Below are 26744 nucleotides of genomic sequence, written 5' to 3'. Positions count from 1 at the left end.
TAGATTGGAGGCACATCGATGAATCGCATAGAAAAAGAAATACAATCAAGTTGCTGCTCTAATCATGAAGAGGCAGCACGAGATGACACGGAAAAAACAAGTTCCTGCTGCTCTGAAGAAGGAGCGAAAGAACCTGCTGCTTCTTGCTGTAAAAGTGATGCAAATTCGAATGAAGAACCTACAGGAACCACTTCATCCTGTTGTAGTACGGGAGATAGTAGAAACGAACAAGCATCTCCATTGAATAATAAACCAGAAGGGCAAAAAACCTTTGAATACAAAATTAATGGAATGGATTGTCCTTCCTGTGCGGCCACCATTGAAAAAGGGCTGAAAAAGACTAAAGGAATTCAGTCGGTTCAAGTGAATTATGGTACCGGGAAAATGTCTGTAGGGGCCGATGGGCAGTCTGTATACGATGAAATTCCTAAGCAGGTTCGTAAATTAGGTTTTGAAGCTGAACCTTTGAATAAAAACAATACGATACAAACGTATAAAATTGAAGGAATGGATTGCGGCTCCTGTGCGGTGACGATTGAAAAGCATTTAAGTAAAAATCCGAATGTTCAAGAGGTTAAGGTGAATTTTTCTACAGGAAAAATGCAAGTGGATCATACGACGAATCAAAAAGAAATTATAAAAGAGGTTCAAAGAGCTGGTTTTGATGCTTCCGTAGATTCGATCAGTAACCGGGGAGAAAAACCCTCTGATAAAAAGAAAAAAGGAATCTCAACCACCACTATATCCGGGATCTTACTTGCCCTTGGTTTTATGGGTTCTTTTACAACCGTAACTCCTGAGTTAATAACGGCCTTATATGCGGCATCAATCCTTATCGGTGGATTTAAACCAGCGAAAAGCGCATTTTACGCCATTAAAAGTGGGTCCTTAGACATGAATGTGCTTATGGCCTCGGCAGCCATTGGCGCAGCCCTCATTGGTGAATGGTTTGAAGGGGCGACGGTCGTATGGCTTTTCGCATTAGGGAACACATTACAAAGTAGTTCGATTGAGCGTACTAGAGAATCCATTCGAAGTTTGATGAAGCTGACTCCTTCCGAAGCTACCGTTAAATCGGGGGATCAACTGATTCGGAAACCAGTCGAAGAAGTGGAAATCAATGATATTATTGTTATTAAACCTGGTGAGAAGATGCCGCTTGATGGAGAAATTTTATCAGGGGCATCAAGCATTAACCAGGCACCCATTACCGGAGAATCCTTGCCCGTAGATAAAAAGCAGGGAGATACGGTTTATGCAGGTACAGTGAATGAAAGTGGATCCTTAGAAGTTAAGGTAACGAGGTTAGTGGAAGATACAACCATTTCAAAAATCATTCATCTTGTTGAAGAAGCTCAAGGGAAAAGAGCCCCGACCCAGGCATTTGTGGATCGTTTTGCAAGTGTCTACACCCCTATTGTTTTTATCCTTGCTCTTCTTGTCATGGTCGTACCGCCCGTGTTTGGGTTCGGAACCTGGGGAGAGTGGCTCTATAAAGGCCTTGCATTATTAGTTGTTGCCTGCCCTTGTGCATTGGTCATTTCTACACCAGTGGCGATTGTGTCAGCCATTGGAAATGCAGCTAAAAATGGCGTCCTCATCAAAGGGGGAACTTTCTTGGAGAAGGCTGGAGCCATTCAAGCAATTGCTTTTGATAAGACAGGAACCCTTACAGAAGGTAAACCAAAAGTTGCCGAAGTTATCTCTCTTCAAAACAATACAGAAGAGTTAATTGGAATTGCCCGAACTATTGAGGAACATTCCACTCACCCCATTGCTCAAGCCATCACCTCTTATGCTGGCGAGCGAAACATTGGTGTCAGGAAAGGTGAAGGCTTCAAAGCCATAGCGGGTAAAGGTGCGCAAGCAACAATTAATGGTACGGAATACTTTGCAGGAAATCCTAAATTGTTTAAAGACATGGAAGTTCCTCTTCATGAAGTTGAAGAACGTATTGATCCATTGCAAAGAGACGGAAATACGCTTGTAGTCGTAGGTACTCGAAACGAGGTTTTAGGTCTCATCGCTGTTGCGGATACCATTCGTGACATTACGGTTCAATCCATTAAAAAGCTCAAGCTAGTTGGAATGGATGAAATGGTCATGTTGACAGGTGATAATGAAGGAACAGCGAAGAAAATTGCGGACGAAACAGGCGTCGACCGCTACTTTGCTGAGTTATTGCCAGAAGACAAAGTGACCGCTGTGAAGAAATTACAGAATGAAGGAAAGCGAGTGGCTATGGTGGGGGATGGAATTAATGATGCTCCAGCCCTTGCGACGGCTGATCTTGGAATTGCCATGGGGGGTGCGGGAACGGATACTGCCATGGAGACTGCTGATATTGTACTCATGGCCGATAATTTGGAAAAACTCCCGCATACGATTAGTTTGAGTCGTAGAGCTATAAACGTCATTAAGCAGAATGTTTGGTTTTCTCTGCTTACAAAACTGGCCGCGCTGCTCTTAATATTCCCAGGGTTTTTAACGTTATGGATGGCGGTTTTAAGTGACACCGGGGCAGCTCTTTTAGTCATACTAAATAGCATGAGATTGTTAAGGCAGAAATAATCAATACAGAAAGAAACCCCTCTTTTAAGAGGTGATTTCTATTCAGCTTGTGGAGAAACCTTTGTTTTTTCCGCAAGCTTTTTTTGCCGCCAGGAGCGAAAGCCCCTTCCCGAGCGCCCGAGCTTCCTCACGAAACCCACACTCGGCGATCTCGGCTCACTCGTTCTTCCGCAGGAGTGGAAGGGGTCCCGCTCCTTGTAATTTCTTCTAATACAGAAAAAAACTCTCCTTCGCCTGGCTCATCTTGGATAGTTCATGAACAATCTTCTTCGTGTTCTGGCAGGCAGCTGTCATCCACACTTGTGCGAAAATATTTTCCTATCCGGGCGAGCGACAATAAATTCCCCTTCGTTAGTGCAGGATAGATAAAAATTTAAGTGAAAATGCCAAAAATTAAAGCGGTCGAGAACTTTCTTGACAGTCTGGAAAGATGGGGTTGGATCATAAGTAAAACAGTGATGTCAAAAACCACCCATTCGTATAAACGCAGATCATTAGTGTAGTCAAAATACGCAGACTCCTGTGGGAGCAGCACGAGTCGAAGATCCTGCAGGAGGATTTTGACGGAGTGATGGTAAAATTCTTTCTTGGAGTTCATGGTGACATTTAATAGGTAATGTATACACAATAATTTACCAACTGAGGCAGCATCAATGAATAAAGTAATAGTAGAACTAGGTGACTTGCTAAACAAATCTAGTAATGAAGAATATATATAGGTATAAGGTTTTTAAGGATTAACGACGGGAGGAAAAAAGATGAATATTTTTGAGCGTAATATTTGGTCCTTATACTATGAGTTTTTAGAGACTTTCAAAGTTTTAAAATATAAAGGTTTTTCTATTCCCTACTTGTGCCATTTTCGTAGTCTTATTAGGAATAATAATAATGTTTACAATAACCTGTCATCCGAAGATTTCATAAAATCTTTAACTCATGAAGTAAAAGATAAAAAGTCTTTTCAAGAGCTCTTTAATGCGTATAAACGAACGCATGTGAATAAAAGTAAAAGCAAATTACCTAAAAAATCAAACCATCCTGAAAAAAAGGTTGTTTTGTATGATGCAGCGAAGTTGCTTCGATTTCCGAAATATACTATAAACCAATACTTCAAACCATCAGAAACCATTGCATTGTATGATTTCAAGCCGAAAAACAAAAAACGCAAAGTGATTAAAGGTATTCCAATAGAAGGAGTTCCTAAGCATTATTTAAATCAGTACAGGGCGAATGTAAATTCAAATATCCAAATATTAAAGAGGAAAGCAGCAGAAATTATTTCCACCTTCAGTAATCACCCGATGTTTAACCATAAAAAATTCAAGGCATATTTTGATAAGCAGATAGAGGGGATTGTTCATCGTATAGAGGAAGCTGGTAGATATTTCAGCAGAAACCCTGTTTCTTGTGTTGTTTTTTCTTCTACTCACTATTATCAGAGCCGAACAATCGCCATGGTAGCAGCAGAAGTAGGAATCCCAACCATCTGTATGCAGCATGGGATTATTGCTAATGAGATTGGATATATTCCTCAAATAGCAGACGTAGAGGCGGTATATGGTGACTTTGAAGCTGGGTGGTTTAAGCAATTAGGTGTCTCGAAAAAATCTATAGAAGTTATCGGCCACCCTAGATTCGATACCATTCATAAAAAGCCCGCTGTATCAAAAAGGGCGTTAGAGAAACAGTTAGGCTTAAAACCCGGTAAGAAAGTGATAGTAATGATAGTCAGGAACGATCAGCAAATTCAGAAATGGCGTAAATTTATTAAATCTCTAGGTAATAAGAAAGATTATAATATTGTGGTTAGAGATTATCCACGCTTAACCCCGCACCCGTTGACTATAAACTACCCTTATCTTTACCCATCAAAAGATATCCAATTATATGATTTGATTCATCACAGTGATTTAGTGGTTACTTATTTATCGACTGTAGGGCTGGAGGCTATGATAGCTGGAAAACCAGTATTTATCTTATCGACTCCTTTTCCAAATTACACTGGTTACTACGGTTCTCTGGGTGAATTGACGCAAACAGACCCTGTAAAATTCTCTAAATTAATCAATAAATATTTCACCGACCATAATATGAGAAAACTAGTAAATAAGAGAAGAAAGCGATTTTTAGCCCAAGCATATCCAGCTGTTAAACCTTCTGGTCAAAGACTCAAAAATTTAATTAACCGGTTTGCTAATGGGAAATAGGTGTTTAGTGCTGATAAGTATGAATTTATTGGAGGTCATAAATAGTAATGAATAATTTTGAACGTAATTACTGGTCATCATACTGTGATTTTATTGATAAGTTTGGCTCGTTAACGTATTTAGGTATTTCAATTCCTTTAGTCAGCCCCTATTATGTGCTTATTCATGAGAATGCTATTAATAAATTGAAGAGCAAATCTTTCAACAAATTTGTAAGCACAAATATAAAACAGGAGAAAGGTATTCAATCCCATTTTGACAAACGCCTTTCCCCTTATAAGAAGAAAATAAATAAGCAAAAAGGAAAAATAGTATTATACGATACCGCGCTAAGAATCCCTGACCATATGCTGAAGGAGAATTTTTCACCAACGGAAACTATGATCCTTTTACAAAACACCACTACAGATGAAAATGCTCATTCTCTCCCCGCTGTGCCTTTATTACAATTCTCAAATGTTGATACGAAAGTGATTGAAGCATTTCAGGAAAAAACAATTAAATGTTTAAATAAAGCAAAGTTTCATCCGATATATCGTGACGAAAAGTTTAGGAAGAGACTAATTAATCTTATTCCCAAAATTATGAGACAGATCTCTGCAGCTGTTAATTTTTTTGAGGTGACACCTGTCTCCTGCTTAGTATTGGGTACGACAAATAGTAGTGATACAAGAGTTCTGGCATTAGCAGCAGCTTTAAGAGGAATTCCGACGATCTGTTTGCAGCATGGAGTTCCAATGCTTGAATTTGGATATCTCCCTAAGGTGGCAACATACTTAGGCGTATATGGGAAGTATGATATAGAATGGTATGCTAAAAAAGGCATCCCCCTGACCAAGTTAAAAGTCATAGGGCATCCCAGGTTTGACGAACTTTCCAATAATAAATTAATGGATAAAAAGGCTTTTCATTCTCATTTTAAATTAGATCCAGAAAGAAAAACTGTACTTATGGTTATACATCACGAAGAAACAGAGATACCTCATGCAATTATTGCTCAGCTGAGGAAACAAGATAAAGTCAATATTATTGTCAAACCACGAAACGGTAAACAAAGTGCATCGGAAAAAACCGCTTTACTTCAGAAGGCCTTCCCTGATGTCCGTTTTGCAGAGGAGACTGATTTATACGATATACTTCATAATGTAGATTCAGTCGTAAGTTATGAATCAACGATCGTGTTAGAAGCTTTGTTAGCGGATAAACCAGTTTTTATCTGGAGGTTAAAAAGTTTGGTTCCAAGTTCTACGAATTATTATGGGCGGTTAAAAGACTATATCTGTAACGATCCTCGTACACTTGTCAAAAATTTAACAAAAACCTTAGAAGGTAAAGGGGATATGGATAAATGGGGAAAAAATAAAAAAATTTTCCTGGCTTATAAGTATTCCCCTCTAACTGGGAAGTCTATTAATAACTTGAAAGCTTTAATACACTCCCTTACAACTTAATAATTTTGCTTATTTGTCAAAAAGATGCCAAACAAAAAGAGACGAATTTATTTACAAGAAATCGTCTCTTTTTTGTTTTGGGTAATTTCAATAATTTCAATAATTTTCATATGAAAGAACCTGCCGGACTCAGCTAAAGCGAGAATGAAAAGGGGATAAGCATTTCTTGAAATTACTTTGACAGCATGAAAAACTCATGTTAGTGTTAAAAATGTTAAATAAATTCTTAACAAACTTTACTTACTTCAGAATTGGAGTTGATTAAAATGAACCTGAACCTCAAATTAAAACAATACATTAACGGTAAATGGGTGGACGCAAACTCAGAGAATACACGCGAAATTATTAATCCATTTAATCAGGAGATTATCGCCGTTGTTCCAGAAGGGGACGAAGCGGATACAAAAGAAGCCATTGCTGCAGCAAGAGAAGCATTTGATAACGGAGAATGGCCTACTACACCGGCCACTGAGCGCGGGGCTGTTGTAAGAAGAATTGCTGAATTAATTGAAAGAGACAAAGAAGAACTTGCTTATCTAGAGTCACTAGACACTGGTAAAACAGTAGAAGAAAGCTGTGGAGACATGGATGATATCGCTGGTGTGTTTCGTTATTATGCAGAGATTGCAGATAAAGATGGCGGCGAGCTCATTGATTCTCCCGTTCCAAACTCGATTAGTAAAGTGGTTCATGAACCTGTTGGGGTTTGTGGGCAGATTACTCCTTGGAATTATCCTTTACTCCAAGCGTCATGGAAATTGGCGCCAGCGCTTGCAACTGGAAACACGTTAATTATCAAGCCGAGTGAAATCACGCCGCTTACTCATATAAAAGTATTTGAACTGATGGAAGAAGCGGGCGTACCTGCTGGAGTTGCCAATTTAGTGCTTGGTGCGGGTGATAAAGTTGGCGCAGAGCTGTCTAGTAACACAGATGTAGACCTTATCTCTTTTACAGGCGGCATTGTGACAGGTAAGAAAATTATGCAGGCGGCCAGCTCAAATGTGAAGAAGCTTGCGCTTGAGCTTGGCGGGAAAAATCCGAACGTGATCTTTGCGGATGCTGATTTTGATATTGCGGTCGATCAAGCATTGAACGGTGTATTTTTCCACGCCGGCCAAATTTGTTCCGCTGGTACAAGACTGATTGTGGAAGAAAGCATTCACGATGATTTCGTAAACGCGCTTGTGGAGCGAGTGAAAAAATTCAAGCTTGGAAGCGGATTTGAAGAGGATACTCAAATGGGGCCGCTTATTTCAGCTGACCATCTTGAAAAAGTAGAAAAATATGTAGAAGCAGGGATTAAAGAGGGTGCGGTCTTAGCCGTTGGCGGCAAGCGTCCGGAAGATCCGGAATTGCAAAATGGCTTTTTCTATTTGCCTACGATTTTAACAGACTGCACAACAGACATGACCGTAGTTCAAGAGGAAGGTTTTGGACCGGTGATCACGGTTGAAAAATTTAGTGCTGAAGAAGAGGCAGTTAAGCTTGCGAATGACTCCATCTACGGACTGGCTGGCGGCGTATTCACAAACGATATTGCAAAAGCTGAACGCTGTGCGGCGAAGATGCGCATGGGTACCGTTTGGATTAATGAATTCAACCTGTACTTCCCACACGCCCCGTGGGGTGGATTTAAGCAGTCTGGTATTGGACGCGAACTAGGACGACTGGGCTTTGAAGAATATACAGAAACGAAGCATATTTTCCAAAACCTGAAGCCTGAAACGTTCAACTGGTTCTAAGCAGGCGGTCTATTTCTTTTCTATATAAAACGCGAATTGAATTTAAATAGAAGGGTTACGGCATGTTCCAACCCTTCTTTAACATCAAGGAGGAACTGAAATATGAGTGAATTTTACGATATTGTAATCATTGGCGGCGGTAGTGCGGGGTCTGTACTTGGCAACCGTCTAAGTGAAGATGGGAAAAAAAGTGTTCTTGTTTTAGAGGCAGGACGCAGTGACTATTCATGGGACCTGTTGATCCAAATGCCGGCAGCTCTTCCGTTCCCTGCAGGGAAAAGCCTCTACGACTGGAAATATGAATCTGACCCTGAGCCTTATATGAATGGACGTCGTATCAAGCATGCCCGAGGTAAAGTGCTTGGAGGTTCTAGTTCCATCAACGGTATGATTTATCAGCGCGGAAACCCAATGGACTATGAGCGCTGGGGCGCTGATTCAGGTATGGAATCATGGAATTGGGCTCACTGTCTTCCATATTTTAAACGTCTGGAAAATGCTTTAGCATCACCAGATGATGATCTTCGCGGCCATGACGGTCCAATTAAACTGGAACGCGGACCAGCTAAAAATCCTTTATTCCAGGCCTTCTTTAACGCAGGAGCTGAGGCCGGTTATTCACGAACACCTGATGTGAACGGCTTTCGTCAGGAAGGATTCGGACCTTTTGATAAGCATGTGTACAAAGGCCAGCGAATGTCGGCTTCACGCGCCTATTTGCACCCAGTAATGGACCGGGAGAATCTGACAGTGAAGACTCGTGCATTTGTTTCAAGCATTGACTTCGATGGTACCCGCGCGAAAGGGCTGACCTATCAGCGAAACGGAAAAACGCATCAAGTTGAAGCAGGTGAAGTCGTCCTTGCCGGTGGGGCTATTAACACACCGCAGCTGCTTCAATTGTCAGGTGTAGGAGACGCGAAACACCTTCGCTCTCTTGGGATCGAACCAGTTGTAGACCTTCCCGGTGTTGGAGAAAACCTTCAGGATCACCTTGAAGTTTACGTGCAGCACGCTTGTCCACTCCCTGTTTCCGAACAGCCGAACTTGAATAAAGCGCGTATGCCGTGGATCGGGTTGCAATGGATGCTTGGTCGCACAGGACCAGCAGCAACGAACCACTTCGAAGGTGGAGGTTTCGTTCGTTCGAATGAGGAAGTTGACTATCCAAACTTAATGTTCCACTTCCTTCCGGTAGCGGTGCGTTACGATGGACAGAAAGCACCGACGGATCACGGGTTCCAGGTACACATTGGACCTATGTATTCTGATGCCCGTGGATCATTGAAGATTCGTTCGAAGGATCCGAAAGAGCATCCGAGCATGGTCTATAACTACCTTTCTACGGAACAAGACAAACGTGAGTGGGTAGAAGCGATCAGAATTACTCGTGAAATTATGTCACAGCCTGCGATGAAAACGTACAACGCAGGGGAAATCTCACCTGGTCCTACCGTTCAAACCGACGAAGAAATCCTGGATTGGGTGAAAGAAGACGCTGAGACTGCGCTTCACCCGTCTTGTACAGCCAAAATGGGACCTGCTTCAGATCCAATGTCTGTCGTAGATCCTAATACAATGAAGGTTCACGGACTTGATAATGTACGCGTAGTTGACGCATCTGCCATGCCTTACGTGACTAACGGCAACATTCATGCCCCTGTATTAATGTTGGCGGAGAAAGCAGCCGACCTTATTCTAGGACGTAAACCATTAGATCCAATTGACGCTGAATTCTATCGTCATGGAGTACATCCAGCTGATGCGGGTACAGTAACTGAATAACATTAAGATGAAGAAGGTCTCTTTCTAAATGTATTTGCTTCTAAAGCATGCATTATTGATCGAGGGCCTTCTTTTTTTACTGAATACAAGCCTCTTTCTACAAACGCTTAAAGTATCTCTCATCATACCCCATGCGCTCAGATGCTTCTTTACCAGCTTCAATTACCTTTTTAGCTACATCCGGTATTTTATTATTTTTCAAGCGCTGAACAGGGCCAACCACGGTAATCGCGCTGACCACTTTTCCTTTATAATCCCGTATTGGTGCAGCAACGGATTTTGTCCCTTCTGTTAATTCCTCAGTACTGATTGCGTATCCTTTTTCACGTATCATATGCAGCTCCTGACGAAGTTGGTCAGGATCCGTAATGCTGTTCTCTGTATAGGAGACTAACCCTTTGTTAATGACTTCTTCCACTATGTGTTTCTCACTAAAAGCAAGCAGTACTTTACCTGAACTTGTACAGTAGGAGGGGTTTCTTCTCCCGACATGCGTTAAGATACGGACAGGGTGATGACATTCTTCTTTATGAATATAAATTGTATCAAGTCCATCCATGATCGCTACATGTGCCGTTTCCCCTGTATCATTAACCAGCTTAGATAGAACTGGTGCAGATTCTTTATGGATTTCCAGGTTGTTGGTAACAATTCCTCCAAGCGTAAGTACCGGTAATCCCAACCGGTAGGCGTTAGTTTTAGGGTCTTTAATAACAAATCCCTCACTAGCAAGGGTGGATAGCAATCGACTTACTGTACTTTTCGCCAGGCCTAAGGATTCGGCCAGTTCACTTACTTTTTTAGTCGGTTCAAATGTTGAAAAGCTTTTTAGGATAAGTAATGCGTTTCTGACTGAGGAAAGGGTTTGTGGCTGATTTTTCTTTTTTGGCATCATTTCACCTCTTTGAAATTTTTGTTCTGTATAAAGGAACTAATGAAAATGGTAGTTAATAGATATTATACGTTAATTATATGGTTTTGTGGCTGATTTCTAAATAGAGATTAATTTAATTTTTATTTTCTTTTATTTTGTTGCATATAGAGGAACGGCAACCTTTTTAAAAATTTTTAACGCCACTATAATGAAGATGTATTGAAAGGGGTTTCAGAAAATAAGAGTTATTTGCTGTTACAAGCTCGGAAACTATGTAAGATTTTCCGAAAAAATAAGGAGGATTTCTATATGCAAACAACTAAAACACAAGCTATTGATTGTGTCCATTACATCGATGGTGGCTACGTGAAGTCCAACAATGGAAAAGCGTTCAATAATGTCAATCCTGCAACGGAAGAAGTATTAGGGTCAGTTGCTGAAGGAGGAAAAGAAGAGGTTGATCAAGCGGTAAGAGCAGCTAGAAAGGCTCTTACAGGTGAATGGGGAAGCATGCCTTTGAGAACACGATCTAATATTATACGAAAAATTGGAGACTTGATCCTAGAGAGAAAAGAAGAACTGGCGGAGCTAGAATCCTTGGATACGGGTAAACCATTATGGCTATCAAATAAAGTGGATATTGATCGTGCAGCGAATAATTTCTATTTCTTTGCTGACTATATGACTTCGGTTGGCACCGAAGCTTATCAACAAGATGATATAGCTATTCATTATGCTGTCCGCCGTCCCGTGGGAGTGGTAGGTCTTATTAATCCATGGAATCTGCCTTTATTCCTTATGACCTGGAAGTTGGCACCTGCTCTGGCAGCGGGGAATACAGCTGTCATGAAACCGTCTGAAGTAACTCCAATGACGGCAACCGTGCTGGCTCAAATTTGTAAGGATGCCGGTGTGCCTGACGGGGTAGTCAATATGGTCCATGGTTTTGGAGAAACGGGAGCTGCTCTCTCTTCTCATGAGGACGTGGATGCAATTGCGTTTACTGGTGAAACGATTACTGGTTCTACGATTATGAAGGCTGCAGCCCCAACCTTAAAAAAGCTGTCTTTTGAACTTGGTGGTAAAAATCCGAATATAATCTTTGCAGATGCGGATATGGAGGATGTAATTGAAACTACAATTAAATCCAGCTTCATCAACCAGGGAGAAGTTTGTTTGTGCGGCTCGAGAATTTACGTTGAGCGTTCAGCATATGATGAGTTCCTTGACCGGTTTGCAGCGAGGACAAAAGAACTTAAAGTCGGCGATCCTTTTGATTCAAATACAAATGTTGGAGCTTTGGTAAGTGAAGAACACTATAACAAAGTGCTCAGCTATCTTGATATTGCCAGAGAGGAAGGCGGTACGTTCTTGACAGGCGGGAAAGCTGCGGAAGGACTTGATAGAGGGTTCTTCGTGGAGCCGACTATCATTACTGGGCTGGGAAGTGATTCAAGGTGTGTACGCGAAGAAATATTCGGTCCAGTTGTTACTATTGTTCCTTTCGATACCGAAGAGGAAGTGCTCAAACAAGTTAATGATACACACTATGGTCTAAGTGCCAGTCTGTGGACTGGAAATATTAAACGGGCTACTCGGTTTAGTGCACAAATCGAAGCTGGTATGGTGTGGGTAAACACGTGGTTTCTGCGCGATCTCCGCACCCCATTTGGGGGAATGAAACATAGCGGTATCGGACGTGAAGGAGGAGCTCACAGCTTTGATTTCTACTCTGAATTAACAAATATCACGTTGAAAATGTAGGGGGATATCAATGAAAACGGAATATTCAACAAAAAAGGAAACCTACGCAAGCCACTTAGCGGAAGCCTGGAGCACTGGAGAAGGGGTTCAGCCAATTACAGCTCTGGACCCTAAGCTCTCTATTGAGGAAGCGTATCAGGTTCAATTACACACAATTGAACAAAAGGTGGAAAAAGGGCAGAAAATCACAGGAAAGAAAATCGGATTGACCTCTAAGGCTATGCAGGATTCGCTAGGTGTCAGCGAACCAGACTATGGGCACCTGTTAGATCAGATGGAGTGTGAGAACAGGGGGGAGATTTCTTTCCAACAGGTCTTACAGCCAAGAGTAGAAGGAGAAGTCGCTTTTATCTTAAAAGATGATCTTTCCGGTCCTCATGTAACGACATTAGACGTATTAAAGGCGACGGATGCCGTTGTACCTGCACTCGAAATTGTAGACAGCCGTATTAAAGATTGGAACATTACGTTAGCTGATACAGTGGCTGATAACGCCTCCTCTGGAATGTACATCCTTGGTGGAAGACCTAAAAAAATTGAAGATGTAAACCTGAAGCAAATGGGGATGGCCCTCTACAAAAATAATGAACTACTAAATACAGGAGTAGGTGCAGCAGCTTTAGGAGACCCGGTTAAATGTGTGGCTTGGCTGGCCAATAAACTTGCGGGCTATGGGATTACTTTAAAAGCGGGTGAGATCATTCTATCCGGAGCGTTGTCTGCTGCTATGGCTGCTGAACCTGGAGATCATTTTTGCGCAAAATTTGCTGAGTTGGGAGAAGTACATGTTTCATTCACAGAGTAAAGGAGGGGTATAAATGGAAAAAAATCAAATCGTAGAGCTTGCTGAGTATGTGCACTATGCCGAAAAAGAAAAAAAAGAAATAACAAAAATTACGGCCGACTTATATCCGGATCTTTCTATTAGTGAGGCGTACCTCATCCAAGAAAAATTGATACGAAAAAAATCTGAAGAAGGCTGCAGAGTCATCGGACCAAAAATGGGAATAACAAGTGAGGCAAAAATGAAACAAATGGATGTGGATGATCCAATCTATGGATATGTTTTTGACAATATGGTTGTCGATGAGGGAGAATCAATTTCCATTTCTGATTATATTCATCCTAAAGTAGAGCCTGAGGTTGGATTCATTTTATCAAGAGACTTAGAAGGCCCTGATACGACTGCTCTTGATGTACTGCGCGCTACTGATTATGTGTTTCCAGCGATCGAAATTATAGACAGTCGATATGAGAATTTTAATTTTACGCTGCCCGACGTTATTGCGGATAATACTTCTGCAGCAGGTGCTGTGTTTGGGACCTATTTCAGAAAGCCTCAAGAGCTGGAGCTTGATGTGGTCGGTGTGACCTTATCCATCAATGGAGAAATTCAGTCATTGGGTGCCGGGGCTGCTGTTCTTGGGAATCCAGCAAATTCAGTCGCTAGACTTGCCAATATGTTAAGTAAAAAAGGTGAAAAAGTCCGGGCGGGACAACCAATATTAACCGGCGGAGTTACAGCAGCAGTTCGTCTATCGCCGGGTGATTATGTCCAGGCAGTCTACGGTGGATTAGGAGAGGTTTCATTCTTTGTTAGAGAATAATACGAATTCTTTGGAGGAGGTGAAGACTTGCCGATTATCAATGTACAAATAATGGAGGGAAGAGATCCCGATAAAATTAACACCTTAATGAAAAATGTTACTGACGCCGTCAGTGAGTCACTGGGAGCCCCCAAAGAAAATATACGTGTACTTGTTAATGAAGTACCAAAGACACATTGGTCTATTGGTGGGACAAGCGCTGAGAAACTAGGGAAATAGCAGCTTTTCCCTAATGAGGCAGGGACAAAACTGAATAAACATAAAATAATCCGAATGATTTTGTAGAAATCAGTTCGGATTATTTATGTTAAAGAGAAACCATCGCTCCGTCAATACGCTTCGCTTTCCGTGGGCACGGCCTCAGCTTCCTCTCACTAGGTACCAGGTACCGAAATTCACACTTGGCACTTAGCTGTTTTACAGATTTTCGGTACCTGGTACCTTTATGGACCCTCGCTGCAATAGAGTTGCTCCACTGTTACGATTTTACTACGCTAATCATCTGAGTTTATATAAATCTTCGTTTTTTGACATTACTGCGTTACTTATGTCTCACTCCTTTTTTTCTTTCTAATAGGCCCTGTCTTAATAGATTTCAGTATACTTATGGTTGATGACTGAGTAAATAATCTTTTTAGCTAAACTTTCTATTCGAGGATTGTTACGGTATTGGACATAGACCTGATTAGGGATATTATACACCTCATAGATTTCCCGGATTTCTACCTCTGTTTCATATCTTTTATCAATCCCTAGTTTAGGTATAATCCCGATCCCTATATCATTAGCCACTGCATTTAACAGCATTTCGTTATTATCAACGTCCATCCGGGTAATATTTTGTGCCCCCATGAGCTGCTTATCAATTAACTGCCATAATGACGAGTTTCTTCTATAACTTATTATAGTTTCCTCGTTTAAATCCTCAACATACAGTGACTCTTTATCACACAGTGGATGTTCCTTTGGCAGAACGCTTACTAAGTTATTGTCAAACAAATACTCTGAAATAATTTCTGGATTATTTGAGAGAGCGTGCCTGGTAAAGATTAAGTCGACCTCTCCTGCCATAGCTTTTTCATTTAAACTGACTGAGTCAAATCCTTCAATCACCTGGATGTCGATATTACCTATTGACTTAATTGTTTTTAGTAGTTCAACAATGAATGAGTGTGAATATCCAGGAGAGAACCCGACTTTTATGACCGGATCTTTCAACATGTTTGTAATTTCTTTTGCTTGATTAATATAAATCAAGATGTTGTTGGCATAGTCGATGAAAAGGTTACCTTCTTCGGTTAGAAAAATATCGTGGCCGATTCTTTTAAAAAGTTGACATTGTAATATTTCTTCTAAAGCTTTTATTCGTGAGGTAACAGTGGGTTGTGTAACATTGAGAACTGCGGCGGCTTTTGAATAACTTTTATATTTGGCTATGGTAAGAAATGTATGTAACTGACATTCATTCATCTAATTCCTCCTAAACTTAATCCGTAAGAAAGCGTTTTCAAATTTGGCGATATTGATGCATGAAGTGGATAAGAAGTAATGAGCTGATGTGAAACATGTAGTAAGAAGGAATAGAATCCCTGAAAATAAAGCTTTATACAAGACTACTCTGATTATATTTACACCAGATAGAGCTTGTCAACTTAATTTACAGAACATTTAGTTTTGTCGTAATAGTGTATTAATTTTTTTTAAGAAATCAGCTTAAAACGAATAAATATTCAATTGGTATCTAAATATTCTGACTACTATACTTGGAAGTAAGCAAAGAATATAGCATTTTAAAATAACGATACTAATCAGCAAGTATAAGGAGGGGTTACACAAAATATAGAAAGTTTTTAGAAAGTTAATTAGAGAAAGGAAGGGCTTTAGTTTGCAGGATATAAGATTGAGTGAATCATTAGAAGGTAAAGTTGCCATTGTTACTGGTTCTGCGCGGGGGATTGGCCGTGCGATAGCATTAAAGCTGGCTGATTCCGGTGCCAAAGTGTTAATCAGCGGAACCAGTAAAGAACGAACACAAAAAGCCTGCGAAGAAATGCAAGCGCTAACAAATTCTGAAATTAAATATTTTGCCGGAGATCTTTCTAAAGAAGAATCTGTTCAGGAAATGGTGAATTACACCATAGATAATTGGGGGAAGATTGACATTTTAGTAAATAACGCAGGCGGAGGTGTCATTCTTCCATTCCTCGAACAAACCCCTGATACCCTGAAGACAACGATTGATAGGAATCTATGGACGGCTGTTTGGTCTTGTTACAAGACCTTGCCTTATATGGTTGAGGCCGGTAAAGGAAGAATTATAAATATAGGGGCAGATTCAGTTAGAAATGGTTTATGGGAGCATGCAGCTTATAATGCAGCAAAAGGCGGAGTACACGCCATGACAACTGGTTTGGCGAGGGAATTCGCAGAAGGTGATATTACAGTGAACACTATAGCGCCTCCCGCGGTTGACTGTGAAGCTTTAGACAGGATAAGAGACAGAGATTCAGAATTGGTTGATAAGTATATTGATATTATTCCTAAGGGAAGAGCTGCAAGTGAAAAAGAGGTAGCAGATGCAGTTTGGTATTTATCGACTGATGGAGCAAGTTTCATTACAGGCCAGGTGATAAGTGTCAATGGTGGAAGTAATATGCTTTAGGTTATTTATCTTGAAGGGGTGAAAATAATGAAGGAAATAGTACGAGACAATACGGAAGAATGTGAGTTTCTTGTTCATCGAAGCGTATTTACTAACAAAGAAATATTAGCTAGAGAAAGAGCAGAAATCTTTAATAAATGTTGGTTGTTTATTGGTCATGACTCGGAAATTCCTGAAAAAGGAGATTATAAACGAAAAAAAGTCGGTGGCCGCAATTTGCTTCTTGCGCACAGCCAGGATGGTGAGATTAGAGCGTTATACAATACATGTCCGCACCGTGGAGCGCTTGTTTGCAGGGAGAACTCAGGGAATTCCCGAGTCTTTCGTTGTTTCTACCATGCCTGGAGCTTTACCAATGACGGGCAGCTAGCTGGCATGCCGGGAAAAGATGGTTTCCCGGATGATTTCAACTGTGACGGTACCAAAAATATGAAAGCGGTTAATAGACTGGAAAGCTACCGTGGATTTATGTTCGTTAACTTTGACGACCACGCCATTTCCCTGGATGAATACTTAGGGAATGCGAAGGAATATATTGATCTGGTGGCCGATCAATCCGAAGCTGGATTGGAAGCTCTGGGTGGAGTGCAGGAGTATAGTGTCAGAGCAAATTGGAAACTGCTCGCTGAGAATAGTGTGGACTTATATCACGGCATGCCTACTCATAAAACGTACTTTGATATAAAACAAGGCCAGGACCCTGACTTGAAAAAAGTGAAATTAGAAGGAAAAGGAGTAGACCTTGGAAATGGCCATGCTGTTATGGAATACGTAGCTCCCTGGGGAAGGCCTATAGCACAGTGGACGCCTATTTGGGATGAAGAACTGAAGCAGGATATGGAAAAAATTAAAGCGGGACTGGTGGAAAGATTTGGAGAGGATCGCGCAGACCGTATCGCTAATTACAATAGGAATATTGTGATTTTTCCTAACTTGGTCATCAATGACATTATGGCTATTACCGCTAGGACGTTTTATCCTACCTCCCCTGGATATATCGAAGTTTCAGGATACGCATTTGCTCCTAAAGGTGAAGATGAGGCTCACCGGATGGCAAGGAATGATAACTTTCTGGAATTCTTAGGACCGGGAGGATTCGCCACACCTGATGATAATGAAGCATTGGAGTTATGCCAGGAAGCTTACAACAATAACCAGGAAGTCCAGTGGAACGATATTTCCAAAGGGATGGTAAGAGGTGAAGGCAATTCATTGGCTACCGATGAAATTCAGATGAGGAGTTTCTGGAGACAGTATAAAGTCAGAATTGAAGAATCGTTGAATAAGGAGGCTGTGCAGTCATGACTGTAGCAACAGTTACGCGTCAAGATGTCATTGATTTTCTTTATTCGGAAGCCAGGTTATTGGACGAATGGAAATTAACAGAATGGGCAGATTTATTTACGGATGATGCGAGCTATAACATCCCGCCGATCGGGCATCCAGAAAGCGACGCAACAGAATATCTATTTTTTGCCCATGATAATCGTTCGAGACTCCAGGAAAGGGCGGAGAGGCTGCTAAAGAAAGAAGCACATGTCGAGTACCCGCACTCTACTACGCTTCGAAACTATCACAATATCATGATTGACGATTTGGAATCCGAAGTGATTAACGTGGAATGCAATTTTACAACGCACCGGACCAAACGAGAGGTAATGGATACTTTTATTGGAAGACACATTTATGAAATTGTTCAGGAGAATAATGAACTGGCAATTAAAAGCAAAAAGGTTATCCTGCATCTTGATAGTTTAAGGCCCCATGGGAAAATAAGTTTGATTCTATAGAAGAGATTTAAATGATAGGTGGTGAGTGACATGGGTAAGGAAAGCGACGTATTTGACATCACTATTGTAGGTGGAGGCCCGGTAGGTTTATTTACTGCTTTCTATGCCGGCATGCGTCAGGCAAAAGTGAAAATAATTGAAAGTTTACCTCAGCTGGGTGGACAGCTGTCTGCATTATACCCGGATAAACATGTTTATGATGTAGCCGGATTTCCTAAAGTGAAAGCTAATGATCTAGTTGATCAATTGAAAGAACAAATGAACCAGTTTGAGAATGAGGTCCACCTCGGTGAAGAAGTAAAAGAAGTTACGAAGGAAAATGACATTTTTACAATTAATACAAACGAACAAGTTCATTACTCAAAAACGATTATAATTACGGCTGGAAACGGTGCCTTCAAACCAAGGAACATGAATTTGGGAAATGAAGCACAATTCGCTGGTAAGAACCTTCATTATCGTATCGAAGATTTGAATTATTTTAAAAATAAGGATGTTGTCGTGTTTGGAGGCGGTGATTCTGCAGTGGATTGGGCTCTAATGTTAGAGAATATGGCTTCTTCTGTGAACATCGTTCATCGAAGAGACCGGTTTAGAGCTCACGAGCATAGCGTCAATCTACTGAAAGACTCATCCGTTAACATCTATACTCCATATACACCTGCTGAATTAGTAGGGGAGAAAAATATAGAAACGGTAAGGCTGAACCATGTTAAAAGTAAGGAAACTATAGATTTACAGGCAGATGAGTATCTGATCAATTACGGCTTTGTCTCTAATCTGGGCCCTATTAATGACTGGGGGCTGAATATAGAGAAAAAATGGATTCAAGTAAACTCAAGAGCTGAAACAAACATCCCGGGAATTTATGCTGTCGGAGATATATCAACTTACCCCGGAAAAGTTAAGTTAATGGCCACTGGTTTTGGAGAAGCACCAATCGCGGTGAGTAATGCAAAGGTTTACATCAATCCGGAAGAATCCTTAAACACGGCTCATAGTACTTCCATTATGAGTAGAACGGGTAATAAAAAGGAACAAGTCGTCACCCAATAAACGTAAGGCGCAGCAGTTAGTAAATTTTTTAAAAAAGGAACAATTAAATGAGGAGGATATCACCCATGTCTAAGTTGAAAGAAGAAATCAAAAGTAAAGATGCAGCTCAGGAGAAGCTGGAAATATATTTACGTACAGTTGCTCATATCGGACATGTAGAAATTAGTGTGACAAATTTTGAAAAAAGCCTTTGGTTTTTTACCGAAGTCATGGGACTTGTATTAACTGAGTCAGAGGGGGACCGTGCTTATTTAAGAGCATGGCAGGACTTTGACCACCACACCTTGGTTTTGAAAGCATCCAATACTTCAGAAGTCAACCGTATGGGGTGGCGTGTCAGCTCTAAGGAATCACTTGAATTATTTGAAAATCAGTTAAACGAAATGAATATTGATTATCAGTGGGTAGAGGGAGGACGTAAGAAAGCTCTGGGTGATGCGCTTCACTTCAAATCGCCATCTGGATTACCGATTGAATTATATTGGGAAAAAGAACTCTTCGTAACAGATGATCCTATGTTAAAGTCAAACCTCCCAAGTCATCCGAGTAAATATACAGGAAAAGGCGTCTCGCCCCGTCGATTTGATCATGTCAATCTCATGGTAAACGATGTTAAAAAAGAGCAACAGTGGTGGACTGATCTGTTAGGAATTCATCATCGTTACTATATTCAGAACAAAGAAGACGTCCGCCTGGGTTCCTGGTTAAGTCGAACAAATATTGCACATGAAATGGCACTAATGAGAAATTCCAACCAAGATGGAGCAGCATTCCACCACTTAGCCTATTATCTGGATTCTCCAGATGAACTTATTCGTGCGTCCAACCTTATGGCAGAAAACGATATTAAGATCGAATGGGGACCTGGTAAGCACGGGACAAGCGGGGCTCAGTTCATCTATGTGATCGAACCGTCAGGCCATCGTGTTGAGATCTGGACAGGTGGATTCCTCATTTTCTCACCTGATTGGGAACCGATTGAATGGTCTTCTGAGGTGGGACAGCTTGGTTTAGAAATGTGGGGAAGCACACCGCCGGAAACCTACCTCACATACGGAACTAAGATCGGAGAATAAATGGAAGAGAAATGAGTATTTCAGGTCTTCATTACTAAACTATGAATATTGGGAGAGTCCATTTGTGAAACAACACCTTAAAATTGATTTTCATACACATATTATTTCAGAAGAGTTTCTGGACCTAGCAGAGAAATATGGGGATGACCGCTGGGCGACCTTAGAGAAAACTTGTGACTGCGGCGCCAATATTATGATTAAGGGAAAGAAATTTAGGGAGATCACCAGTCAGGCCTGGGATGCAGAACGGCGCATGAAAGATATGGACGAGGAAGGCATTGATATTCAGGTATTATCTCCAATACCAGTTACGTTCAGCTATTGGGCAGACCCTGAAAAAGGATTAGAAATGGCAAGGTTTCAAAATGATTTTATTGCATCGACCACACAGGAATATCCAGAAAGGTTTATCGGTTTAGCTACAGTACCCTTACAGGAAGTTGATTTAGCGATCCAGGAAATGGATCGGGCGGTCAATGAATTAGGGTTAAAAGGTATTCAAATAGGAAGTAATGTGAATGGCCTGAATTTAGATGATGAGTCATTGGAAAGATTCTTCCACGCGGCAGATGAACGCAATGTTCCATTATTTGTTCATCCATGGGAAACATTAGGCAGAGAACGAATGCCGCGACATAACTTCATGTATATGGTCGGAATGCCATCTGAAACAGCATTGGCTGCAGGAAGTATCATTATGAGTGGATTACTGGATAAATATCCGAACTTGAAATTATGTTTTGCTCACGGGGGTGGTTCATTGCCTTATTTATTACCAAGAATGGACAAAGGCTGGAAAGTATGGCCTCATATCAGAAAAACCGAGAAACCACCAAGCCACTACGCAAGGATGTTGTATTTTGATTCGCTCGTTTATGATGAACATAATTTACAATTTATGATCGATAGTTTTGGAGCAGATCAGGTTATTGCCGGTTCAGACTATCCTTTTTTACTTCGAGAAGCACCTTCTGGAGCCATTGTCGACCGGGTACCATCATTAAGTGAAGAAGAAAAAGAAAAAATTCACGGCTTGAACGCTCAGAAGTTTTTAAATTTGAACGACGAACAGTATGCTAAGACAGCCCGTAAAGAATTGGTGAGAAATGAGAAAAGGTGATTAAGACAGATTGTACTGATTCAACATAACTATACAGAGAAGGAGAGGATCATCTTGGCCTTTGTAATAACAGATTCGTGCCGTTATGAAAAAGCAGCAGAATGTGTTGGTATCTGTCCAGTCGATTGTATTCAGGAAGGGAAAGATCAATATTTTATTGATCCAAATGTTTGTATAGACTGCGGAGCCTGCGTGGCTGCCTGCCCGGTTGATGCAATCGTTGACGAGCATGATTTACCAGACGATCAAGAGGAACAATTGGAAAAGGCTGAAAACTTTTTCGGATAGAGAGATTAGAGTGTGCCGCTTAAGCAATTGAAAAAGTTGTTTATTACCTTAGGTTTAAGAGAATTTTTTATTTTGAATCTCAGATGTCGAAAGTCAATAAAAGAGAAGCTGTCCTATTAGTCTATTGCAGACTTATGGGACAGCCTTCATTTTTTTAATGGTTAACTTTCAATTCACGTCAGCTTAGCAATCTGGAAGAAGTAGAGAAGTAGTTAACTTACAAGATGTGCCTGACAGAGAGAAACATCAAATATAGGGAGAGATGAACATGTCCAATCAGACAATTAAATGTGCCATTATCGGATCAGGTAATATCGGCACCGACCTTATGTACAAATTACTTAGGAGTGATCAGCTTGAGCTTACTGCGATGATTGGTATCGACAGGGAATCAAAAGGGCTGGCGCTGGCTAAAGAGTATGGTGTAAAACCGATCTACAACGGAATTGACGGTTTGGCAGAGGAACCCGAATTGGCCGATATTGTCTATGAAGCTACTTCTGCTAAAGCGCATGCGTACAATGCTCCGGTTTTAAAAGACCTCGGAATGAAAGCTATTGATTTGACTCCGGCAGCAGTGGGGCCATTTTTAGTGCCTTCGGTAAATTTAAAGGAAAAAAATATAGTTGAACTGGATAATGTTAATATGGTTACGTGCGGCGGTCAAGCCACCATCCCTATTGTTAAAGCAATTTCTGACGTTGTAAAAGTGAATTATGCAGAAATTGTTGCTTCCATATCCAGCAAAAGTGCCGGTCCTGGCACGCGCCAGAACATCGATGAATTTACGGTGACGACGGCAAAAGCGTTGCGTGAAGTCGGAGGGGCAGATGAATCTAAGGCGATCATTACGTTGAATCCGGCAGAGCCGCCGATCTTAATGAGGAACACGATCCACGTTCAAACCGTAGAATCTGCGGAGACGAACCGAGAAGACATTTTAGCTTCTTTAGATGCTATTTTACAGACGGTGCAGGGGTATGTGAAAGGTTATCGTTTCAAGGCCGACCCGGTTATCAAAGAGGATGTGGTCACTGTCTCGGTAGAAGTAGAAGGGAATGGAGATTTTCTTCCTAAGTATGCGGGCAATCTCGATATCATTACTTCAGCGGCTATGAAGACTGGAGAAGTGATGGCAGCACATATGACGAAGGAGGAAACGGCACAATGAGCAACGATAGAAAAGTAGTTTTTAATGATGTGACCTTACGTGATGGGATGCATGCAATCTCGCACCAATATTCCACTGAACAAATTGCTGAACTGACAAGACTGATTGATGAGTCTGGAGTTGAAATCATAGAAGCCACCCATGGAGACGGATTAGGCGGAAGCTCAATCCAGTATGGTTTTTCAAAAGAATCTGAGGAAGACATTATTACGACAGCAGTAAAAAATACAAAGCGTGCCAAAATAGGGGTGCTGCTCCTTCCAGGAATCGGAACCATCGACCATTTGAAGCGGGCAAGAGAATGGGGAGCTTCAGTCGTGAGGGTTGCTACGCATTGCAGTGAAGCTGACGTTTCCGAACAACATATTAAAAAAGCCGTAGAAATGGAGATGGACACTGTAGGCTTCTTGATGATGTCCCATCGTTCTACTCCAGAAGATTTACTTGAGGAAGCTAAAAAAATGGAGTCTTATGGAGCAGGAACAATTTATGTAGTAGATTCCGCTGGAGCCTTGACGATGGATGATACCCGGAGAAGAATTGCTCTATTCAAAGAAAACTTAAGCACGGAGATTGGGTTCCATGCCCATAATAATCTATCATTAGGCGTCGCGAATTCAATTGCTGCCCTGGAAGAAGGAACGGACCGAATTGATACGAGCCTGGCTGGCATGGGTGCAGGAGCAGGAAACACCGCTACGGAACAGCTTGTTGCCGTCATGAATAAAATGAATATCCCTCATTCGGTAGATTTGTATAAGACAATGGATGCAGCTGAAAACGTCATGAAGCCTTTGATGAACCGTCCTGTCCAAATCGACCGCCTTAGCCTGACGCTGGGCTACACAGGGGTCTACTCCAGCTTTCTATTATTCGCAGAAAGAGCTGGGAAAGAGTATGACGTTGATCCACGTGATATCTTAACGAAAATAAGTGAAATGGGTGCTGTCGGCGGCCAGGAGGACTGGATTATCGGTGTGGCACAGGAGTTGGCAAAAGAAAAAGCATATGTGTAGAGGAAAGTCCAGGCTAGGAGCTAACATCTTGCCTGGACTTTTTTTGGTTTAAGTAAGGTATATAACTACTACCGAAATAAATGTTCTTCAATATTAATTACCTTCAGTGGTGAGTGTTGAAATAAGAGATGTTTTGGGAGGCTCCTGCATAATAATCAATAATCCCGAAAGACTTTCTTTTATGTAAAGATTTATTTTTTCCATTGACTCCTAACTAAATATATATCATAATAATTGATTAATATTAAAAATTTTCGATCAATTATAAAATGAAAGTAATGATAGGGAACTATTAGATAGGCCCTCAGGTGAAAGAGAGTAACATCCAGCGGCTGAAAGATGTTCCAACCTGCAATGCTGTTGAACCTGTCCCTTGAACTGTCAGGCTGCTTACTGGCCGGTTTTCCTGCGTTAAAGAGATAGGCTAAAGTGGATATTAGCGGAATCTAATATCAATGAAGGTGGTACCGCGGAGATAATGCTCTTCCGTCCTTTGTATAAGGATGGAAGGGCATTTTTTACCTAAAATTGGATGGTGAATGAAAAATGACCAAGAAACGGATCGTAGTCAAAATAGGCAGCAGCTCTTTAACTAATGCAAAGGGCGGACTAAGTACTGAAAAGCTGCGTGAGCATGTCGATGCGCTTGCACGTTTAAAGAAACTGGGGCATGAAGTTATATTAATATCATCCGGTGCCGTGGCAGCGGGTTTTACTGACATTGGCTATTCCTCACGTCCTGTCACGATTGCCAGGAAACAGGCAGCCGCAGCCGTAGGGCAGGGCCAATTATTAAGAGGGTATACAGAAGAGTTTAAAAGACATGGCGTGGTGGCAGCACAGTTATTATTAACGAGACAAAATTTCTTGTACAAAGCACAATATCAAAATGCTCATGCCACCTTATCTGAACTTTTAAAGCGTGATGTCACACCAATTATTAATGAAAATGATTCCGTGTCAGTTGATGAGTTAACCTTTGGCGATAATGATATGTTATCTGCGCTCGTCAGCGGTCTTGTGCATGCAGACTTATTAATGATCCTAACGGATATCAATGGGATATATGATCAAAATCCACGAACTCATCCAAATGCAAAAAAGTATAACAACCTTCATGAAATTGATGATGATTTATTAAATCGTGCTTCTGGAGCTGGTTCAAAAGTGGGTACGGGCGGGATGAAATCAAAAATAGAAGCAGCCCGTACAGCATTACGTTTAGGGGTGAAAGTGTTTATTGGTTCAGGGACCGGTGAGGATAAGCTTGTTGAGATTTTAGTTGGAAAAGGGGATGGGACTTATATCGGCGGCAGTTCACAGACCAGCATGAATCAATCTAAACAGTGGCTGGCACTGCATTCCATTCCTAGTGGAAAGATTGAGGTGGATCATGGCGCTGAAGCGGCTATCGTAAGAAATGGGAAAAGTCTCTTACCTGCTGGTGTAACAAATATTATCGGTAACTTTAGAGTGAATGATGTCGTTGAAGTTGTGAACTTAAAAGGGCAGCTAATAGGGAAGGGCAGCGTGAATTTTTCTTCTCATCAATTGTTAGAAATTAAGGGATTATCAAGCGCGGAGGCTATGATCAAAGCCAATAGTAATCAAAAGGTGGTAATTCATCGGGATTATTGGGTAAGTTCGAGCTAGAATGTGTATTTAATAAGAGATAAAATGACTATTCATGAAAGGGAGTAGTTATTTTTTTGAATAGAATATTTTTGATTTTTGTGAAAAATAAAGAAATTATAGTAAAAATGTGGTAGTATAAATTTGTATTCTGTAGTTTGTTCATGGTATCTTTGTCTGTTTATAAGCGTTTTATTAAATCAGAAAAGGTTGATGAAAAAGTGACAATGCAAGTAAAAGAAGCTTCAATTTTTGACCACACGGGAAACAAGATTATGACCGAAGACCGTGAGATAGCGATTATTGCAAAAATGGAAGATCCAAAAATCGCTATCCTTGGAAACGTGGTAAGTGAGGCAGAGTGCGAGGAGCTCATCCGTCTTTCGAAAGATCGTGTGAGCCGATCGAAAATCGGCGCAACCCACGAGGTGAGCGATATTCGGACGAGCAGCAGCACGTTCTTGGCGGAAGATAATGTCACGAACAGAATCGAAAATCGAATCGCTCAGATTATGAACGTACCCGTTGAACATGGAGAAGGACTTCATATTCTGAATTATAAACCAGGCCAGGAATATAAAGCCCATTACGATTATTTCAAATCAAAAGTCAGAGCAGTGAACAACCCAAGGATCAGCACGCTTGTTCTTTACTTAAACGATGTAGAAGAGGGAGGAGAAACCTACTTTCCTCATATGAATCTATCGGTCTCTCCTCATAGAGGGATGGGCGTCTATTTTGAATATTTTTATTCAGATCCTGTATTGAATGAACGAACATTCCACGGTGGATCTCCCGTTACGACTGGTGAGAAATGGGCGGCTACGATGTGGGTGCGGAGAAAACAGTATCGCTAAGCTAGAGTTCCTAACTAACTAGCATCACGTAATAGTAAAAGAGATCAATTCCACTTGTTTGGATGATCTCTT

General features: G+C 41.1%; 22 protein-coding genes. 20 read left to right on the top strand and 2 right to left on the bottom strand.

All coding sequences use genetic code 11. The features are described 5' to 3' along the window. The first annotated feature begins 18 nt into the window (after positions 1-18). From ACGTNH_RS18265 to betA, 5 genes are all read left to right on the top strand, one after another. Positions 19-2571 carry a heavy metal translocating P-type ATPase gene (locus ACGTNH_RS18265; RefSeq protein WP_394588364.1) on the top strand — a complete coding sequence of 851 codons (2553 nt, stop codon included), beginning with the start codon at positions 19-21 and terminating at the stop codon, positions 2569-2571. Positions 2572-3329: 758 nt separating this feature from the next. Next, entirely contained in the window at positions 3330-4778 is a 1449-nt protein-coding gene (locus ACGTNH_RS18260; RefSeq protein WP_394588363.1) for a CDP-glycerol glycerophosphotransferase family protein, read from the top strand. A 47-nt stretch (positions 4779-4825) separates the two neighbouring features. Then, on the top strand, positions 4826-6229 hold the full coding sequence (locus ACGTNH_RS18255; protein WP_394588362.1) for a CDP-glycerol glycerophosphotransferase family protein: 1404 nt from the start codon (positions 4826-4828) through the stop codon (positions 6227-6229). Positions 6230-6495: 266 nt separating this feature from the next. Then, on the top strand, positions 6496-7974 hold the full coding sequence (betB, locus tag ACGTNH_RS18250) for a betaine-aldehyde dehydrogenase (protein ID WP_394588361.1): 1479 nt from the start codon (positions 6496-6498) through the stop codon (positions 7972-7974). A 102-nt stretch (positions 7975-8076) separates the two neighbouring features. Further along, positions 8077-9759, top strand: coding sequence for a choline dehydrogenase (betA, locus tag ACGTNH_RS18245; RefSeq protein WP_394588359.1), 1683 nt, complete (start codon positions 8077-8079; stop codon positions 9757-9759). Between the two features lie 97 nt (positions 9760-9856). Here betA and ACGTNH_RS18240 read toward each other — a convergent pair whose 3' ends face one another. Continuing rightward, a complete protein-coding gene (locus ACGTNH_RS18240; RefSeq protein ID WP_394588358.1) occupies positions 9857-10651 on the bottom strand; it encodes an IclR family transcriptional regulator in 795 nt (264 codons plus the stop codon). A 291-nt stretch (positions 10652-10942) separates the two neighbouring features. Here ACGTNH_RS18240 and ACGTNH_RS18235 point away from each other — a divergent pair, with 291 nt between their 5' ends. Genes ACGTNH_RS18235 through ACGTNH_RS18220 form a run of 4 tightly spaced genes read left to right on the top strand, consistent with a single transcriptional unit; the run spans position 10943 to position 14223 of the window. Further along, positions 10943-12397, top strand: coding sequence for an aldehyde dehydrogenase (locus ACGTNH_RS18235; RefSeq protein ID WP_394588357.1), 1455 nt, complete (start codon positions 10943-10945; stop codon positions 12395-12397). A 10-nt stretch (positions 12398-12407) separates the two neighbouring features. Further along, complete coding sequence (locus tag ACGTNH_RS18230; protein WP_394588356.1) at positions 12408-13202, top strand: 2-keto-4-pentenoate hydratase; 795 nt, start codon at positions 12408-12410, stop codon at positions 13200-13202. Between the two features lie 13 nt (positions 13203-13215). Further along, the gene (locus ACGTNH_RS18225; protein WP_394588355.1) at positions 13216-14004 is read left to right on the top strand and encodes a 2-keto-4-pentenoate hydratase; all 789 of its coding nucleotides are present in this window, start codon (positions 13216-13218) and stop codon (positions 14002-14004) included. Between the two features lie 27 nt (positions 14005-14031). After that, on the top strand, positions 14032-14223 hold the full coding sequence (locus ACGTNH_RS18220) for a 4-oxalocrotonate tautomerase (protein WP_394588354.1): 192 nt from the start codon (positions 14032-14034) through the stop codon (positions 14221-14223). A gap of 366 nt (positions 14224-14589) precedes the next feature. On the opposite strand, the gene ACGTNH_RS18215 is transcribed toward ACGTNH_RS18220, so the two are convergent. Further along, positions 14590-15474, bottom strand: a complete 885-nt coding sequence (locus ACGTNH_RS18215; protein WP_394588353.1) for a LysR family transcriptional regulator — start codon at positions 15472-15474, stop codon at positions 14590-14592. A gap of 415 nt (positions 15475-15889) precedes the next feature. On the opposite strand from ACGTNH_RS18215, the gene ACGTNH_RS18210 reads away from it, so the two are divergent. The 11 genes from ACGTNH_RS18210 to ACGTNH_RS18160 all read left to right on the top strand — a co-directional run bounded on the left by ACGTNH_RS18210 (position 15890) and on the right by ACGTNH_RS18160 (position 26672). Next, entirely contained in the window at positions 15890-16666 is a 777-nt protein-coding gene (locus ACGTNH_RS18210; RefSeq protein WP_394588352.1) for an SDR family NAD(P)-dependent oxidoreductase, read from the top strand. 27 nt (positions 16667-16693) lie between these two features. Then, entirely contained in the window at positions 16694-17971 is a 1278-nt protein-coding gene (locus ACGTNH_RS18205) for an aromatic ring-hydroxylating oxygenase subunit alpha (RefSeq protein WP_394588351.1), read from the top strand. Beyond that, positions 17968-18456, top strand: coding sequence for an aromatic-ring-hydroxylating dioxygenase subunit beta (locus tag ACGTNH_RS18200; RefSeq protein WP_394588350.1), 489 nt, complete (start codon positions 17968-17970; stop codon positions 18454-18456). Before ACGTNH_RS18205 ends, ACGTNH_RS18200 begins: the two co-directional genes overlap by 4 nt. A gap of 30 nt (positions 18457-18486) precedes the next feature. Beyond that, complete coding sequence (locus ACGTNH_RS18195) at positions 18487-19512, top strand: NAD(P)/FAD-dependent oxidoreductase (protein ID WP_394588349.1); 1026 nt, start codon at positions 18487-18489, stop codon at positions 19510-19512. Between the two features lie 65 nt (positions 19513-19577). Beyond that, on the top strand, positions 19578-20588 hold the full coding sequence (locus tag ACGTNH_RS18190; RefSeq protein WP_394588348.1) for a VOC family protein: 1011 nt from the start codon (positions 19578-19580) through the stop codon (positions 20586-20588). Between the two features lie 64 nt (positions 20589-20652). Beyond that, positions 20653-21708, top strand: a complete 1056-nt coding sequence (locus ACGTNH_RS18185) for an amidohydrolase family protein (protein ID WP_394588347.1) — start codon at positions 20653-20655, stop codon at positions 21706-21708. Between the two features lie 54 nt (positions 21709-21762). Further along, a complete protein-coding gene (locus ACGTNH_RS18180) occupies positions 21763-21996 on the top strand; it encodes a DUF362 domain-containing protein (RefSeq protein WP_394588346.1) in 234 nt (77 codons plus the stop codon). 268 nt (positions 21997-22264) lie between these two features. Further along, a complete protein-coding gene (locus ACGTNH_RS18175; protein ID WP_394588345.1) occupies positions 22265-23167 on the top strand; it encodes an acetaldehyde dehydrogenase (acetylating) in 903 nt (300 codons plus the stop codon). After that, positions 23164-24183 carry a 4-hydroxy-2-oxovalerate aldolase gene (gene dmpG, locus ACGTNH_RS18170; RefSeq protein ID WP_394588344.1) on the top strand — a complete coding sequence of 340 codons (1020 nt, stop codon included), beginning with the start codon at positions 23164-23166 and terminating at the stop codon, positions 24181-24183. Before ACGTNH_RS18175 ends, dmpG begins: the two co-directional genes overlap by 4 nt. Before the next feature lie 546 nt (positions 24184-24729). Continuing rightward, the gene (gene proB / locus ACGTNH_RS18165; RefSeq protein WP_394588343.1) at positions 24730-25836 is read left to right on the top strand and encodes a glutamate 5-kinase; all 1107 of its coding nucleotides are present in this window, start codon (positions 24730-24732) and stop codon (positions 25834-25836) included. 206 nt (positions 25837-26042) lie between these two features. Next, positions 26043-26672 carry a 2OG-Fe(II) oxygenase gene (locus ACGTNH_RS18160; RefSeq protein ID WP_394588543.1) on the top strand — a complete coding sequence of 210 codons (630 nt, stop codon included), beginning with the start codon at positions 26043-26045 and terminating at the stop codon, positions 26670-26672. Positions 26673-26744 lie beyond the last annotated feature (72 nt).

Source organism: Halobacillus sp. B23F22_1 (assembly GCF_043497005.1).
Lineage (GTDB): Bacteria > Bacillota > Bacilli > Bacillales > Halobacillaceae > Halobacillus_A.
Note: the sequence above shows the minus strand (reverse complement) of the source record. Positions and strands in the feature narration are given on the sequence as shown.

Coding starts and splice junctions, on each gene's coding strand:
- ACGTNH_RS18265 (WP_394588364.1), top strand. CDS start 19: ATGAATCGCATAGAAAAAGAAATACAATCAAGTTGCTGCTCTAATCAT.
- betB (WP_394588361.1), top strand. CDS start 6,496: ATGAACCTGAACCTCAAATTAAAACAATACATTAACGGTAAATGGGTG.
- ACGTNH_RS18260 (WP_394588363.1), top strand. CDS start 3,330: ATGAATATTTTTGAGCGTAATATTTGGTCCTTATACTATGAGTTTTTA.
- betA (WP_394588359.1), top strand. CDS start 8,077: ATGAGTGAATTTTACGATATTGTAATCATTGGCGGCGGTAGTGCGGGG.
- ACGTNH_RS18230 (WP_394588356.1), top strand. CDS start 12,408: ATGAAAACGGAATATTCAACAAAAAAGGAAACCTACGCAAGCCACTTA.
- ACGTNH_RS18215 (WP_394588353.1), bottom strand. CDS start 15,474: ATGAATGAATGTCAGTTACATACATTTCTTACCATAGCCAAATATAAA.
- ACGTNH_RS18195 (WP_394588349.1), top strand. CDS start 18,487: ATGGGTAAGGAAAGCGACGTATTTGACATCACTATTGTAGGTGGAGGC.
- ACGTNH_RS18235 (WP_394588357.1), top strand. CDS start 10,943: ATGCAAACAACTAAAACACAAGCTATTGATTGTGTCCATTACATCGAT.
- ACGTNH_RS18205 (WP_394588351.1), top strand. CDS start 16,694: ATGAAGGAAATAGTACGAGACAATACGGAAGAATGTGAGTTTCTTGTT.
- dmpG (WP_394588344.1), top strand. CDS start 23,164: ATGAGCAACGATAGAAAAGTAGTTTTTAATGATGTGACCTTACGTGAT.
- ACGTNH_RS18160 (WP_394588543.1), top strand. CDS start 26,043: ATGCAAGTAAAAGAAGCTTCAATTTTTGACCACACGGGAAACAAGATT.
- ACGTNH_RS18255 (WP_394588362.1), top strand. CDS start 4,826: ATGAATAATTTTGAACGTAATTACTGGTCATCATACTGTGATTTTATT.
- ACGTNH_RS18240 (WP_394588358.1), bottom strand. CDS start 10,651: ATGCCAAAAAAGAAAAATCAGCCACAAACCCTTTCCTCAGTCAGAAAC.
- ACGTNH_RS18225 (WP_394588355.1), top strand. CDS start 13,216: ATGGAAAAAAATCAAATCGTAGAGCTTGCTGAGTATGTGCACTATGCC.
- ACGTNH_RS18190 (WP_394588348.1), top strand. CDS start 19,578: ATGTCTAAGTTGAAAGAAGAAATCAAAAGTAAAGATGCAGCTCAGGAG.
- ACGTNH_RS18200 (WP_394588350.1), top strand. CDS start 17,968: ATGACTGTAGCAACAGTTACGCGTCAAGATGTCATTGATTTTCTTTAT.
- ACGTNH_RS18175 (WP_394588345.1), top strand. CDS start 22,265: ATGTCCAATCAGACAATTAAATGTGCCATTATCGGATCAGGTAATATC.
- proB (WP_394588343.1), top strand. CDS start 24,730: ATGACCAAGAAACGGATCGTAGTCAAAATAGGCAGCAGCTCTTTAACT.